Annotated in this window: 12 protein-coding genes; 8 read left to right on the top strand and 4 right to left on the bottom strand. The window is 34.3% G+C overall.

All coding sequences use genetic code 11. The features are described from left to right. Window positions 1-524: 524 nt before the first annotated feature. The 3 genes from ACXITR_RS01245 to ACXITR_RS01255 form a co-directional block, all read right to left on the bottom strand. Complete coding sequence (locus ACXITR_RS01245) at window positions 525-1817, bottom strand: hypothetical protein (protein ID WP_457995416.1); 1293 nt, start codon at window positions 1815-1817, stop codon at window positions 525-527. Between the two features lie 452 nt (window positions 1818-2269). Further along, window positions 2270-2773 carry a hypothetical protein gene (locus tag ACXITR_RS01250; protein ID WP_457995417.1) on the bottom strand — a complete coding sequence of 168 codons (504 nt, stop codon included), beginning with the start codon at window positions 2771-2773 and terminating at the stop codon, window positions 2270-2272. 307 nt (window positions 2774-3080) lie between these two features. Further along, on the bottom strand, window positions 3081-5255 hold the full coding sequence (locus tag ACXITR_RS01255; protein WP_457995418.1) for a DUF3800 domain-containing protein: 2175 nt from the start codon (window positions 5253-5255) through the stop codon (window positions 3081-3083). A 328-nt stretch (window positions 5256-5583) separates the two neighbouring features. Between ACXITR_RS01255 and csx2 the strand changes: the two genes are divergently transcribed. From csx2 to ACXITR_RS01280, 5 genes are all read left to right on the top strand, one after another. Beyond that, the gene (gene csx2 / locus ACXITR_RS01260; protein ID WP_457995419.1) at window positions 5584-6825 is read left to right on the top strand and encodes a TIGR02221 family CRISPR-associated protein; all 1242 of its coding nucleotides are present in this window, start codon (window positions 5584-5586) and stop codon (window positions 6823-6825) included. Window positions 6826-6908: 83 nt separating this feature from the next. Beyond that, on the top strand, window positions 6909-8171 hold the full coding sequence (locus ACXITR_RS01265) for a tetratricopeptide repeat protein (protein ID WP_457995420.1): 1263 nt from the start codon (window positions 6909-6911) through the stop codon (window positions 8169-8171). Window positions 8172-8274: 103 nt separating this feature from the next. Further along, window positions 8275-8844, top strand: coding sequence for a DUF6939 family protein (locus tag ACXITR_RS01270; RefSeq protein ID WP_457995421.1), 570 nt, complete (start codon window positions 8275-8277; stop codon window positions 8842-8844). Between the two features lie 80 nt (window positions 8845-8924). Continuing rightward, window positions 8925-9251, top strand: a complete 327-nt coding sequence (locus ACXITR_RS01275) for a hypothetical protein (protein WP_457995422.1) — start codon at window positions 8925-8927, stop codon at window positions 9249-9251. A gap of 274 nt (window positions 9252-9525) precedes the next feature. Next, entirely contained in the window at window positions 9526-9915 is a 390-nt protein-coding gene (locus tag ACXITR_RS01280) for a hypothetical protein (RefSeq protein WP_457995423.1), read from the top strand. 26 nt (window positions 9916-9941) lie between these two features. Here the strand turns inward: ACXITR_RS01280 and ACXITR_RS01285 are convergent, their stop codons facing one another. After that, a complete protein-coding gene (locus tag ACXITR_RS01285; RefSeq protein WP_457995424.1) occupies window positions 9942-10088 on the bottom strand; it encodes a hypothetical protein in 147 nt (48 codons plus the stop codon). A gap of 944 nt (window positions 10089-11032) precedes the next feature. Here ACXITR_RS01285 and ACXITR_RS01290 point away from each other — a divergent pair. The 3 genes from ACXITR_RS01290 (at window position 11033) to ACXITR_RS01300 (ending at window position 13454) form a co-directional block, all read left to right on the top strand. Then, window positions 11033-11491: a hypothetical protein gene (locus ACXITR_RS01290; protein ID WP_457995425.1), complete on the top strand. Its 459-nt coding sequence runs from the start codon at window positions 11033-11035 to the stop codon at window positions 11489-11491. A gap of 205 nt (window positions 11492-11696) precedes the next feature. After that, window positions 11697-12047, top strand: coding sequence for a hypothetical protein (locus ACXITR_RS01295; RefSeq protein ID WP_457995426.1), 351 nt, complete (start codon window positions 11697-11699; stop codon window positions 12045-12047). 195 nt (window positions 12048-12242) lie between these two features. Further along, entirely contained in the window at window positions 12243-13454 is a 1212-nt protein-coding gene (locus ACXITR_RS01300) for a hypothetical protein (protein WP_457995427.1), read from the top strand. Window positions 13455-13780 lie beyond the last annotated feature (326 nt).

Raw genomic sequence — 13780 nt, forward strand, 5'->3', positions numbered from 1 at the left:
AATTATTATTTGCACACAACACAGCATACATAGAAAACACCCCCAAAACTTCAATAGTTAAAGAGGTGTTTCCAACAAATCCCATGTAACCCCATGGGTAGGGTCACAGGAGTTGTATAGTTTCATGGGACTGGATTCTCGTGTTTCCAACAAATCCCATGTAACCCCATGGGTAGGGTCGATATATACTGTAATAGGGTGATTTCATCAGCATTGATGTTTCCAACAAATCCCATGTAACCCCATGGGTAGGGACGAACGGCTAGTCTCTCCTATCATGGAGCCTTTTCACGTTTCCAACAAATCCCATGTAACCCCATGGGTAGGGTCTTCGTTTCAGAGGCGTTACGCTACAAGAGCTTTAGCCTTTGAATTTACACAATAGTAATAATAACACAAAAAATCCTAATTGTGCAACAAAAAAAGAACTCTGAAACCCTTATGGGGCATGGCATCGACACAATCTTACGAAATAATGGGCGTTTGGGGGTTTTTCATTATTGTGTAGATTTTGCCTTACCCAATCAAAAATTATCCCCCGGGGCGATGTATTCCGCTAGCTTGTTAATGCCAGTAGATTGAGTTAAATTATTACCCCTTCCTAACTGATGAATTGTGGCAGAAAAAACATTATTTTTAACATCAAAAGTATCATTACCCTCCTCTGTTTTCGTAGTAATCTCAGCAATAACCTTTAGTCCTAATTCCTCACAACAGTTACGCCAAGGAGCAATTTCAACCTCATTTCCCCCCACAATAACCGCACAATTAGCCTCCGCCATAATGATTTGATTTGAAGGAGTTAGTTGACTACCATTCATTTTTCCCCCTACATCAAAAATTAATAAAGGAGTGCCAATATTTTTGATTTCAAGGGCTTTATTTTTAGCAAACTCAGGGGTAAAACTAGCTTTATATTGATCTTTTAATCGTCTAGCTAAAGAAGAATTATTTTGACAGGTTTCACTATACCAAGCACCATCACCATCAGGACACCCCGAAATTAGATAATAATCTTCATTTCTTAAATATTGACTTAAAATCATTCTCAAACCATCCTTTATTAAAGTTTTTCCTCGGTTAGCATTACCACAAATTACTATTTTTTTATGTTGATGTAAATTATTATTTTCTGGTAGATAATGACCAATAGGATATAAACCTCCATGGCGTGTTACGGTTACATAACCATCAATTTTAGGGTCAAAAACAGCGACATTAGCATATAAATGACATACCTTATGGGCAATAACAAAACTTGCCAATACAGAAGATTTACCATTAATTTTTAATAGCTTACCTCCCTTCAACTGTTTAGTTGCAATTAATTGATTTATTTTTTCTTCTACTTCCCTAGTCAAAGAATCCCCGTCTTTTATCCCCAAAGTACAATCAACATATAAAATATCCCCTGATACTCTCGTAGTAAAAGCCTCTTTTTCTGACGATGTTACAGAAATTTTTTGATCACTTCCATCACTAAAACTATCCCCTACTTGATAATGAGCATTACTGCTATGGGTAACTACATAAATATTTTTTTGAGGATAATAAACTGCAATTACATTAAAAAAATGTTGCAAATCGTGAGCCAAAAGATAGGCAATAGGTAAAGGTAAACGTCCACTAATTTTTAAGACATGGAAATCATCAAAAATATTTTTATTGATTAATTGATCTAACTGAATTTTAGCATCTTTAATCAGATCAATAACAGTAAATTCATCGGATATAGGTTTAAGATCTTCTAAAATGAATTCTGATTTGTCAATATTAGAATTATAGTTAATAGAAAATTTAAATTGATTATTGTACATGATATAGATTTTTTTATAATTATGAGTTGTATTTATTATTTGCAAGTCCCCCTTATTAAGGCAGGGGTGATTCATTCTTCAATTTTAAATTAACTTAAAAGTACAAATAGCAAGTAATTCAACCATTTTGTCTAAGTTAATCATCAAATATGATTATTAACTACAATATTTTTACTGAAAAATAGAGTTAAATTTATTTAACGAGATCTGTTAGACGTGTAATTCATTACACGTTGGGTCAATTGTGAGTCTAATTCCCGCTGTGTAATAAATTCCACAGCTAACGGTTTACGTTCAATAAATTGAACTAATCAAAATGGAATTTTATTACTACTTTGAATCATTCCTGCCTTTATTAAGAGGGATTTAGGGGGATCGTTTTGTATTTCATGAGCCTAATAATTGCTATATACTGTGGAAGAAAAAGAGGAGATAAACTCCCCCATCAACCGTTATAAAATGACTAGACGACAACCAGATTCAGAAGCAGGAACATCAATTTCATCATAAAGAATATCAGTCCATTCTTCTTCATTAGGGAAATTTTTTGCTTTAACTACAAATACCCAATATTGCTCTAAGTTTAAGGCGTGACGAATATTTCTCCATGTTTTACTTTGACGAGAATAAACTAATTCAGTACCTCTTCTTTCATCAGCAACAAAGGAAATGCCAACACGGATTAATTTACCTTCTGCATTTTCTAAAACTATTACACTATCAATATTTAAAACTTCCCATAATTCAAAAATATCACTTAAATCATGTCGTCTGTTTTCTGCCCATGAAACACGTTTAGGTAAGAATTTTTTAGCTATGGATAATAAATAATCTCCGTTTAAGTCAGGGGCGTTGAAACCTAATACTTGTAATTGAGATGCGATGGTTCTGAATCTTAAAGCTAACATAGGTTTTTTTCCTTCGTTGGTGACAACATTTAATAAGATAAATGCCATAAGGAAAAGGAGGTTTCTTGTAACCACAAAAAGGATATTACTCTAACTCAAGAGTGGTATTCTGACAGTTTTCAATGATGGGCATTGCCCACCCTACTGTTATTCGCCATAAGGCTTCGCAAAAATCGGGCTAGAAGCCCGAAATACAGTCTAAAACCACGCCTAATACTAAATCTGTCCGATTCAGAAAGTATGTCATCACTCGCCTTGCAATGAATTACAAGGCTAATAGTTTATCGTTCAATAAATTGAACTAAGATATGTTTTGATTCACGGATTTAGTATAAATTCAGTAACGCTAAAATTATTAATAACCGATTTGATTGGCTAATTTCAGTAATGTTCTTTTAACATCAAGAATTTGCCCACTACCTTCCTGAATTGCGGTTACAGTTTCCATCACCTGTGTTTTAAAAACCTGCATTTGCTCAAAATTCTGGTCATTTAATTGGTTTAGTAAAGATGTGATTGTAATTTTTGTTCTATCTTTATGGGCAATAAGATTACTAAAATCATTATTTAACTCTCCAGTCCAAATTAAACCAGCATATTCAAGATAAGTGGCTATTTGTATTAAGCCAAAAATAGGACTTTTTTGTATAGGCTGTAAGTTGTTGAGTTTTCCTAAAGCCTGTTGGGCTAAGTTTTTATCTTTCATAATTAAACCGAAACTTGCCACCCTGCGCAGAATACTATGAATGGGATAATATTCTGGGGGGGTTGTAACAAACCAAGGATTAATTAATAATCTTGACTGTTGTAATGCTTCTTGAAATTTGTTCCACTCGGTATGATTACTATGAAAATAGGAACCATAGCCTAATCTAAATAAGTGTAACAGAGGAAATGCTTGATTATTTATGTCTAATTGTCGAAGATGTTGCATTATGTCTAAATAGGAACTATCCTCATTTAAATCCAAACTTTTAGCTAAATATTGACGAGATGCGCTAAAGTCACCTCCAACGGTTTCTAATTGAGAACGATATTGATATTGTCTTTGTTTATCATTTAAAGCTACAAATTCGTTAATCGCTTTGTCGCTATATTCTCGGGCAGTGGCTAATAGTTGAGGATTATTATTTTGTAAACATTTATATGCTTGTGCTTGTAAACAAGTTCCATAACCTTTTGCTCGTAAATCTGATTTGATACTGTTATTATTTTCCCTATCATCTACTATTTCAGTAAAAAATTGTTGCATTTCATCCCCGAAGAAATAGTCATAAAAATCGATAACAAATTGAGTTCTTTCAATAGCTTTATCAAACTCAAAACAATCGGTATAATGAACTGCTTGAGCAATTAACCCCTCCATCAGTAGGCTAAGATGCTCTACTTGTTGATATAGCTCTGATTTTAGCTGATCTAATATTTCCGCCTCTTGACTACCTTTAAATAACTTTCCACTATGATTACAGGCAGTTAATGCCCAAAAGTGAAGGTTATATTCAAACCAAATTATGCTTTTTTGTTCATTTTTTTCTGATAGTTTTTCTCTTAAATTAGCGTAAATATGTTTATTGATTTTATTGGCTAATTTATAACCATTTTCTGAATCTCTTTTTTGATTAATTTCTTGTTCTAACCAAGTAATTAAATAGTTAAGATGTGCATTTCTTTCGGAGGAAGGTAATTCAACTAATTTATTAATAATTTGAGTGAGAAATTCTTTGGCTTTATGTCCATTATTTTCTGAGTTTATTTCTAGTAGAGTGAATCGTAAAGCTAAAGCATAAGACTGTTCTTCTAGTAAAATTTCAACTCTTTTGGAAAATAAAGGTACAATTAAAGTAAAGTTATAATCTTTGAAAATTGCTTCTAGCTTATCCTTTGTCAATGGATTATTTACACATCTATTATAGTTATTATAACTAGCATTACTCAATACATCTGCTATTTGTAATAAACGATGATTCCCTGCTGGTCTTTGTTGTACTCTTCGTAATCTAAAATCAATAATATTTTCTTGACGAGCTTGTAAAAAACGTAAAATATTTTCTATTTTTTCTTCATATTGTTGATTCCGAACAAATCGAGAAGCAGGGTACAAATATAGATTAATATCTTTAAATCCTTCTTTATCTTTTTGTTGTACTATTTTTAATACTAATTCAGCTATTATATAAAGGTAATTTTCATTATTATCTTCATAAACAATTCTTTCTTTGTTAACTATACGTATTGATTGCCAAGTTTTGCTGATATTTGCATCCGTATTTAGTGTATCTAGTAAACATTGAACAAAAATATGATACTGATTATCACAACGCATTTGCGTGCCGTGAATTTCTAAAGGGAGGCTTCTTTCATAAGCTAATTCATAACTTTCTGCCAGTATCGTTCTAGCCGTGTCATGAAGAGTATTGGGGTTTGCTCGATTATTGGGATCATAGACTAAAATTCCGACAATTTGATCGTGTTGTGGGTTGTCTAAGTCAAAATTTCCACTTTCATCAAAATAGAAATGAAATGTTGTCATTTTTTGTTTTCTCCTAGAGATGATTTGATTGATAATAATTGAGGAATAATTAAAATATGTATTACAAGACTTATCATAAGGGTGCGCTGCGAATTAAATCTCAGTGAGATCAGGCAAAGCCTGCCACTTTGCGATCGCCTTTACACTAATCATGAATTTAATAATTTAAGATCATACGATTTGCAAGAATATTAACCTGTGGGTTAAAGACAAGTTAACTTAATATTCATAATACATAATCATATTGTTAATATTTTTTAATCTTTGTAGAGAGAAGCAATTGCTACACTTATGGTTGACAATGCGGTAGTATTTTGTGAAATAAATTATGAATAAGCCTATTAAAATCATATCTTGTCTGGGTACAGGAAACTACGAAGAAACCACCTACAATCATCCTCAATTTCCCGAAATAAATCAGCAGGTAAAAACTTGTTTTATTCAGGAGGCAGTATGTGATTTTTATCAAGCACAATCTATATATATTTTACTGACAAAAGGTGCTAGAAAAAAAAATTGGGATGCTTTACAAGAAATTTTTGCAGATAAAAAAGATGTGGAACTAATACCTTTAGATATTCCTGAAAATAACAGCCCAGAGGAAATTTGGGAAATTTTTAATGTTATTACTAATGCGATCGCACCTGATGAAGAAATTGTATTTGATATTACCCATAGTTTTCGTTCCATTCCCATGGTAGTTCTATTGTCCATTAGTTATTTAAGAACTATCAATAATGTGAAAATAAAAGGGTTTGTTTATGGGGCTTATGATCCTAATAAAAAAGGACAGGATATGCCTACTTTTGACTTATTACCAATCATGAGTTTACTTGATTGGATTACGGCAACGGATCAATTTATTAAGACTGGAAATGGAAAACAATTAGTCAATTTACTGGGGGAAAATCAAGAAGAAAATTCTACTACCCTAGAGTTAGCTACTAAAATAAAAAATATTAGTCAGGGCTTACAATTGTTGCGCCCTCGGGATGTTATTCAAGAAGCATCGACTTTGGATGATGCGATTCAAAAGGCAAAAGAAAGTGTTATTCAAGAATTACCTCCCTTTGAAAAATTATTAGGAAAAGTGAAAGAAGACTATGCAAATTTAGGGATTAATTTAGATAGTGGAGATGAAAAACAAGATTTAATTAATATGTTAAATATGATTGAATGGTATTATCAAAAAGATAAAATTGTTCAATCAATTTGTTTAGCTAGGGAGTGGTTAGTTTCTTTCCTTGGTTATCAATTAAATGTTAGTTTCTCTTTAGAAATAGATCCTTCAGATCAGAGACAAAGAGATGAAGTTGAAATTTTATTGGCGGGGGGGAAAATAGGCGATCGCACATCCGTTTATCGAGATAAATGGAAAGAGTGGAAAAAATCAAATAAAGAATTAGCTAAAAAAGTGGGAGATATTTGGGGTAATAACTTATGCCTAGCTAGTTTAAGAAATGATGTGCTTCATGCTGGATTTAGGAAAAATTCTCGCACAGCTTCGGATATTGAAGAACGGTTTTTATTAATTATTGATGAATTAAAGCAGTTAGCACAATTGATTTAAGACAGGAAAACCCCCTTTCCTTGTGACGTTTATGATGACGAATATTGATTACTAATAACTAAATTATTGAAGATATTATTACCATGACAGAATCTAAAACCATTGCTGACTATACCAAAGCCATTGAACTTAATCCCCAAGATAAGGAAGCCTATTTTAATCGTGGTCATGCTTATAATGAATTGAAACAATATCAAGAGGCGATCGCAGATTACACTAAAGCCATCGAAATTGATCCTGAGTATATTAATGCTTATTGTGCTCGTGCCATCATCTATATGGATGAAGAAAACGAAAAGGCGATCGCAGATTGGACTAAAGTTATTGAACTGAATGCTGAAGATTCATCCGCTTATTGCGATAGAGCAAATACTTACAGTGAATTAGGACAATATAAAGAAGCCTTCGCCGACTATGAGAAGGCGATTGAACTTGATCCTGAAGAGCTGACAGGTTACTATAACAGGGGAATTACTCACAGTGAATTAGAGCAATATCAAGAGGCGATCGCAGATTTCACCAAAGCCATCGAACTTAATCCTGATGGTTTCAATTCTGTTTATTTTCGTCGGGGTAATATCTACTATCAATTAGAGAAATACAAAGAAGCTGTTGCTGATTTTAGTAAAGCGATTGAAATTTCAGATCGATATAAATTTTATTCTCCATATGAATATAAACGATATTATCTAAATCGAGGAATGACTTACAATGAACTAAAACAATACCAAGAGGCGATCGCAGATTACACCAAAGCCATCGAAATCGATCCCGCATTTGCGCCAGCTTACTGTAATCGGAGTGATGTTTACCGTGAACTGAAACAGTACCAAGAGGCGATCCCAGATTACACCAAAGTTATTGAACTCGATCCTTACAATTTAAATGCTTATGGTATTCGTGGTATTACCTATTATGAATTAAAACAATATCCAGAGGCGATCGCAGATTACACCAAAGTTATTGAACTCGATCCTTACAATTTAGATGCTTATGGTATTCGTGGTATTACCTATTATGAATTAAAACAATATCCAGAGGCGATCGCAGATTACACCAAAGCCATCGAAATCGATCCCGCATTTGCACCAGCTTACTGTAATCGAGGTGTTACTTACAATGAACTAAAACAGTACCACGAGGCGATCGCAGATTACACCAAAGCCATTGAACTTGATTCTGAATGTGTAATATATTTCAGTAATCGTGCAGAAGTCTTTGAATCTCTCAAGCAATATGAAGAAGCCAAAAAAGATTGGCAAAAAGCCCTTAGTCTGACTCAACAAGAAGGAGACGAAGCCATCACACAAACCATCATAGAATCATTAGAAAAACTACCAAAATAAACCATGGGGTGGGTAACCCCCACCAACCAACCCCACAAGAAAACCCCCTTTCTTGAACACCCCTATCATAATAAGTGTGGTTAAAAAAAGAGGAAAAAAATATATGCCCATAGTAGTTCAAAGTCGCCGTCGTCGTTTAGAAAATATCCAAAAAGACTATCCCGAAGCCACCATTATTGATGTAACCTCTAAAGGCGATAATCCTTGGGTGAAATTTAGTCCTTTTTATCCCCATGGTAATATTCCCGTTCCTTTTTATCCCCGTTGGACAAGTCAATCTGTAGAAGGTATTTGGCAAGGTTTAAAAGTATTTGAAACCCAAGCAGTGGATCGTAATAAAATGAAAATTCGAGATATGAAAGGGATCAAAAGAACAGTGAGAAGATTTGGAAAATGTAAAGGTCATTCTGTGGGTTACACCAAATTATTAAGTTATATTGATGCTCGAAAATTTATCTATCTTCCCAGTTATTTATGGATATTAGAAAACCCCCTCGCTGATTTAGTAAAACAATTAAAAGAAATGTCTGCAACTAAAACCGTTGTTTTATTAGATTATGAAACCAATGGTGATGTGGAAAATTATAAAAAACCCCTATCCCATGCTTATTTAATCAAACATTACGTAGAAGGTAATTATCCTAGTTTCGACTTTAACCCTGAAGAAACTTAAAAGTTATGTGGTGATAGTGTTAGGGGGTGTAGGGTGGGTGATGATCGAGAAACTTGTATATTATCGGTGAAAATAAATTTATGAAAGATTACATTGCCAATGGATTCGCTTTATCAGGGGTATGTCAAATAGAAGAAGATGGCGAAACGGTTACCGTTGATTTAGAAGACATTGAACCTACAGAAGTATTGTTTATTGAGGGTGTTTCTGTCACTGAGTTATATATCGGGGGTGAAGTGGATTCATGGGGAGATCAAATTGAGAAAAAAGACTATGCTGGGGGCGCTGTATTTCACAAAAGAATGGTAACCATACCCGAAAAGCATAAATTTAGCCTAGAGGTTGAAATGGAAGATGAAACAATCCGCTGTAAATTTGAACCCTTAAATCATTTGTCAGAATTGTAAATTTAGTTTTCCTCACCCCCAACCCCTCTCCCCAAAGGCGAGGGGATAATTATACCAAATCCGTAAATAAAAATATACCTTAATTCAATTCATTGAACGATAAACTGTTAGCCTTGTAATTCATTGCAAGGCGGGGGTGATATACTCTACCATTCAGATTTAGTATTATTTACTATTAAATAGTTTTTGATTTCCTAACGCACACCCTAACGAAGAAAAGCCCTTTTCTTAGCCTAGTATATCTTAGTAATTGTTAAAGGAAAAAGAGGTAAAAATGGATAATTTTTTTGAGTCTGAATATTATCAAAAAGAAGTGAGTCAATATTTAAAAAAATATGGTGAAGTGCCTCCTCCTTGGGTTATTTTTACTAATACTCATCCCTATAGTATGTTTTGGAGAATGGGTTATGGGGAAGATTTTTTGATGATTTATTATCATTGGTTTGAGGAAAATATTAAGACTTTTGAAGAAAAAATCGCCTATTTTAAAAAATATTCTCCCCCTCCAAGATGGTTAGAAAATGTTGTATCTGCGGTATGGGATATAGAACCTTGGAATGAGGAAAATTTTGATTATTCACCCTATCTTGAAAAGTTAAAATCCTATGGTTTTAAAGATGTTGATAAGTTTGAGGAGGATTTAAACGACGAAAAATGGCTTTAATTTAGTTTGTTAAGGGCGATCGCACTTTAAACAGAATTCAGAAGCCGTACGGTTTCCCCAAAAGGAAACTCCTGTAAATCCAAGCCTCCCGCGCAAACCACCCATAAAACAGGCAAAGAAGGCACATTATCAGGGAAACAACCATAACCATCCGTCAAATAGATACAAACCAAACCCCCTCTCCCCCATCACTATGATGCCCTTGTTTCTCCACCGCTTCAAAAAAAGGTATAAAAGAAGTACCCCATCCCCCAACAGGTTTAGGTATTTCACTATACTTATCTATTCTGTAGATTAGTGGATCGTAAATTAACCCCCTCTAAGTTAGTATTTTGTAGTCTAATTGTAGATAGGTCTAGTATTATATCTTCATTATCAAAATAAAATCTACACAATAATGAAAAACCCCCAAACGCCTATTATTTCGTGGTATTGTGTCGATGCCATGCCCCATAAGGGTTTCAGAGTTCTTTTTTTGTTGCATAATTAGGATTTTTTGTGTTATGATTATTATTGTGTAGATTCAAAGGCTAAAACTCTTGTAGTGTAATGCCTCTGAAACGAAGACCCTACCCATGGGGTTACATGGGATTTGTTGGAAACAAAGTTAACCATATACACTGGTGAACAAACTTTTGAATGCCCTACCCATGGGGTTACATGGGATTTGTTGGAAACAATGGAACATTCTTTTACCTCTTTTTTTTATTTTACATTCTCCCTACCCATGGGGTTACATGGGATTTGTTGGAAACACCTCTTTAACTATCGAAGTTTTGGGGGTGTTTTCTATGGAGAGACTCCGAGGAATATAAATAGAGTAGGAGTGATTGTAAAGTGGCAGTGTGAGAAGTAAATTTCTGTGCGATCATGAAATGGCGCTGTGCGATCGCACCTTAGAAAGAGGCTTTTCTTGCCCTAGCTTATCTTTGTAATTGTCAAGAGTTAGGGAAAATCTTGCAAAAAATCCTTGACGAAATCAGAATTTATAGTTATATTAGTTGTGTTGCTCAAAAAAAGCAAAACCTGACAGATTCGTAACGCATTGTTTTTCCTTTTTTCGATTTATCCTAACCCAAGGGGTTAGTATGTCTAAAAATAAAAGGAGATCAACTCAATGTTAGGTTTAAGATTTCAAGCGGTAGCATCACAATTAAGAGTATTAGCTTTCAGAGCTTCTGATTTGAATGCTGAACACTTACTCTCTGTAGCTGAACAATATTTATCTAAACGTGTCACATGGGCAAGAAATAAAAGACATGACTTTAGTGATGTGCTTGTACTTTGGGATGTGTTAAATATTGATGCTGTCATTGAACTAGAAAACCAAGATGGTAAATTAGTTCGTGTGGGTATTTCTTTGTTAGAAAGTGAACAAAAAGGGCGCGATCGCATTTATGACCTAAAAAGTCGTCGTTGGTATGGCATTCGTCAAGCATTAAAACTAGAACAATATTGGGTATTAGCAGTAAAATGGAAAGATTTTCCCAAAGATAGAGGAGAATGGATTGATATTCTTTACCGTGAAATTGACACTGCCGTTGATCATTCTGGTTGTCGTTTAATCATTTTGTAGAATCACCCAAAGGGGTTTCCCCCCTTCCCCATTAGGGGGGATTAAATAAAGTGTCGCCCCTTTAACCCTGTACCAATCGTACCTAAGAAAAGTCCTTTTCCTAGGGCAATCTACAATAGTAATTGTAGGGGCGATCGTTAGTCTTATCTTGCCTAGTGATGGTTGAGATGGGATATATCTATTTGCACACTGTTCCTGAGGACTTATGAATAAAATATCAAAGAATCTTTCTATCGAAGAAGTTCAAGAACGTATTGTTCTGATAAATTACCAACTTGACCGTATAACTTCTCTTTTACATTACTTACTTTTGAAAGGTTTTAAAAAAAAGCATCCTGTGGATATTTATTTACGTTTATATCTCGATTTAAAAAGTATAAGACACTATATGTCCGAGGTGAAGTATTGGGTTATGGAAAATCATCCGGAGTGGTTTGTACAGAAGTTTCCCCGAAGTCAATTGTATAAGAGGTTGCTTAATGAGAAACAGAACAATTTACCTGAAAATAAATCAAACAAAGATTTAAATCAAAACCAAGAAAAAGACCTTTCTTGAAGCCATTTATCTTAGTAAATGTTCCAACGAAAGGAGGTAAAAAGATATGCTTGGTTAATCAATAAAAATTAAGTTGCCTTCCCCTCGGAGGGAGCTTAATTTTCACCGAGAAAACGTGCCTCCTCAGTCATAGGAAAATACCCATTCTTGGGGAATGTTTAACTATATTTGTTGATAAAAAAGCAGGAATAATTGATGATAAAACAAGAACAACAGCAACAACACCCCCAAAACAACTACACCGAATTATCTAAACCCGAACTTATCATCAAATTCATTGAACAAGATCCCAGTTGCGCTGAAATATTAGAACTCACCCAAGAAGGCAAAAAAGTAACTCCCAAAGATCCATCATCAGTAGAAAAAATAAGCTCTTTTTTAATTGCTAATCCCCAAGACTATTATGGTAACGCCTATGTCACTTATGAACTAAAAAAACACGCCAACATTACCGCAAACACCAACACCGTTGCTAATGTAGTGGACTTTATTTCTAATGCACCTTTTTACTTCTTTTGTTTCAAATTTTTAGGTAATTTCCCCGCCGTTATTTTAGGATTGTTAATTGATGCTGGTGTTCTTTGTTTCTCTAATGTAACCGCTAGTACCGTGGCTAATCGTACCAAAAAGAACCGTGGTTGGGCAAATGTTGGTATCTTTGGCATGGTTAGTATTAGTTTTGTTAAATCCCTTGTGTCTGGTATTGGTGTTGAATTGCTAACTAACCCCACTGGTATCCAATACCAAGCCGTTGATTATTTACTTATTCAACAGGAAGCGAAAGTAGAAGATCTTAGTAACTTTAATTCTTCTGAATATGAAGAAGTTAACCAACAATGTGAGGAAGGACAAGCAAATGTAAGAACCCTTAGCGAAAATGATCCTGATCGTCACCGACAAATAGTAAGACTTGAAGGGTTATGGAGTGAGAGTGAAAAAGATTGGAGTAATACCCCTGAGGAAAGAATTCCTATATGTGTTCGCGCTAATATGTTACGACAAGAAAATTATGCGGTTTATAAAGATGCCAGAAAAGTTTTTGATGACAAATTAAGTATCCGTGCGCAAAGAGGTAATGATTTAGCTTTTTTAAGAGATGAATTTCCTGAGTTATACGAATTTCACTTTGATGAGGAGGGTAATTTAAGATCTGCTGTCACTCAAGTTTCCATGGCAACCCGTAGCTTTTTCTCTAAATTAGGTAATGGTGAGTTTGCTGATTTGGGTTTGGCTTTATTTTTCTTTTCTATTTCTGTTATCACCAGTATTGCAGCGGTGTTTATTACTATCAAATATGCTAATCGTGAAGATGTTTTAAAATCTCGTGATGAAGATTTTGCCCGTCAACGTGATATGGAGTTAGAGGAAGTTTATCATCAATTACTCGCCCGTGATAAGGAGGTATAAGAAAGGGGTTTTTCTTGGGGTTACTTAATATATAACTTGAATTCGGGTTAAGATTTTCTGGTTAAGACAGGTAAACAATTAGCAATGAATAATGGACAATTAACAATGAATAATTATTATCTCTTGCCTGTTCCCTGTTCCCTGTTCCCTGCCGCTGACTGACAATCATTCTCCCAAGCTAAGGTTATATAGAACCCATTTGGTATCTCAGGAAGCAGTGAGTCTTTTTAAAAGTAATCGAATAAAACATAAGTTAACTTTTTGGGTGGAGTTGAATAAGGTTCTTTCAAAGTTTTTGACCAAATTTTTACATCTTTCCATCCAAG

This window comes from Cyanobacterium sp. (genome assembly GCF_054166785.1).

Excerpts from the sequence above, each read along its gene's own strand:
- ACXITR_RS01245 (WP_457995416.1), bottom strand. The coding sequence starts at position 1,817 with ATGTACAATAATCAATTTAAATTTTCTATTAACTATAATTCTAATATT.
- ACXITR_RS01250 (WP_457995417.1), bottom strand. The coding sequence starts at position 2,773 with ATGGCATTTATCTTATTAAATGTTGTCACCAACGAAGGAAAAAAACCT.
- ACXITR_RS01255 (WP_457995418.1), bottom strand. The coding sequence starts at position 5,255 with ATGACAACATTTCATTTCTATTTTGATGAAAGTGGAAATTTTGACTTA.
- csx2 (WP_457995419.1), top strand. The coding sequence starts at position 5,584 with ATGAATAAGCCTATTAAAATCATATCTTGTCTGGGTACAGGAAACTAC.
- ACXITR_RS01265 (WP_457995420.1), top strand. The coding sequence starts at position 6,909 with ATGACAGAATCTAAAACCATTGCTGACTATACCAAAGCCATTGAACTT.
- ACXITR_RS01270 (WP_457995421.1), top strand. The coding sequence starts at position 8,275 with ATGCCCATAGTAGTTCAAAGTCGCCGTCGTCGTTTAGAAAATATCCAA.
- ACXITR_RS01275 (WP_457995422.1), top strand. The coding sequence starts at position 8,925 with ATGAAAGATTACATTGCCAATGGATTCGCTTTATCAGGGGTATGTCAA.
- ACXITR_RS01280 (WP_457995423.1), top strand. The coding sequence starts at position 9,526 with ATGGATAATTTTTTTGAGTCTGAATATTATCAAAAAGAAGTGAGTCAA.
- ACXITR_RS01290 (WP_457995425.1), top strand. The coding sequence starts at position 11,033 with ATGTTAGGTTTAAGATTTCAAGCGGTAGCATCACAATTAAGAGTATTA.
- ACXITR_RS01295 (WP_457995426.1), top strand. The coding sequence starts at position 11,697 with ATGAATAAAATATCAAAGAATCTTTCTATCGAAGAAGTTCAAGAACGT.
- ACXITR_RS01300 (WP_457995427.1), top strand. The coding sequence starts at position 12,243 with ATGATAAAACAAGAACAACAGCAACAACACCCCCAAAACAACTACACC.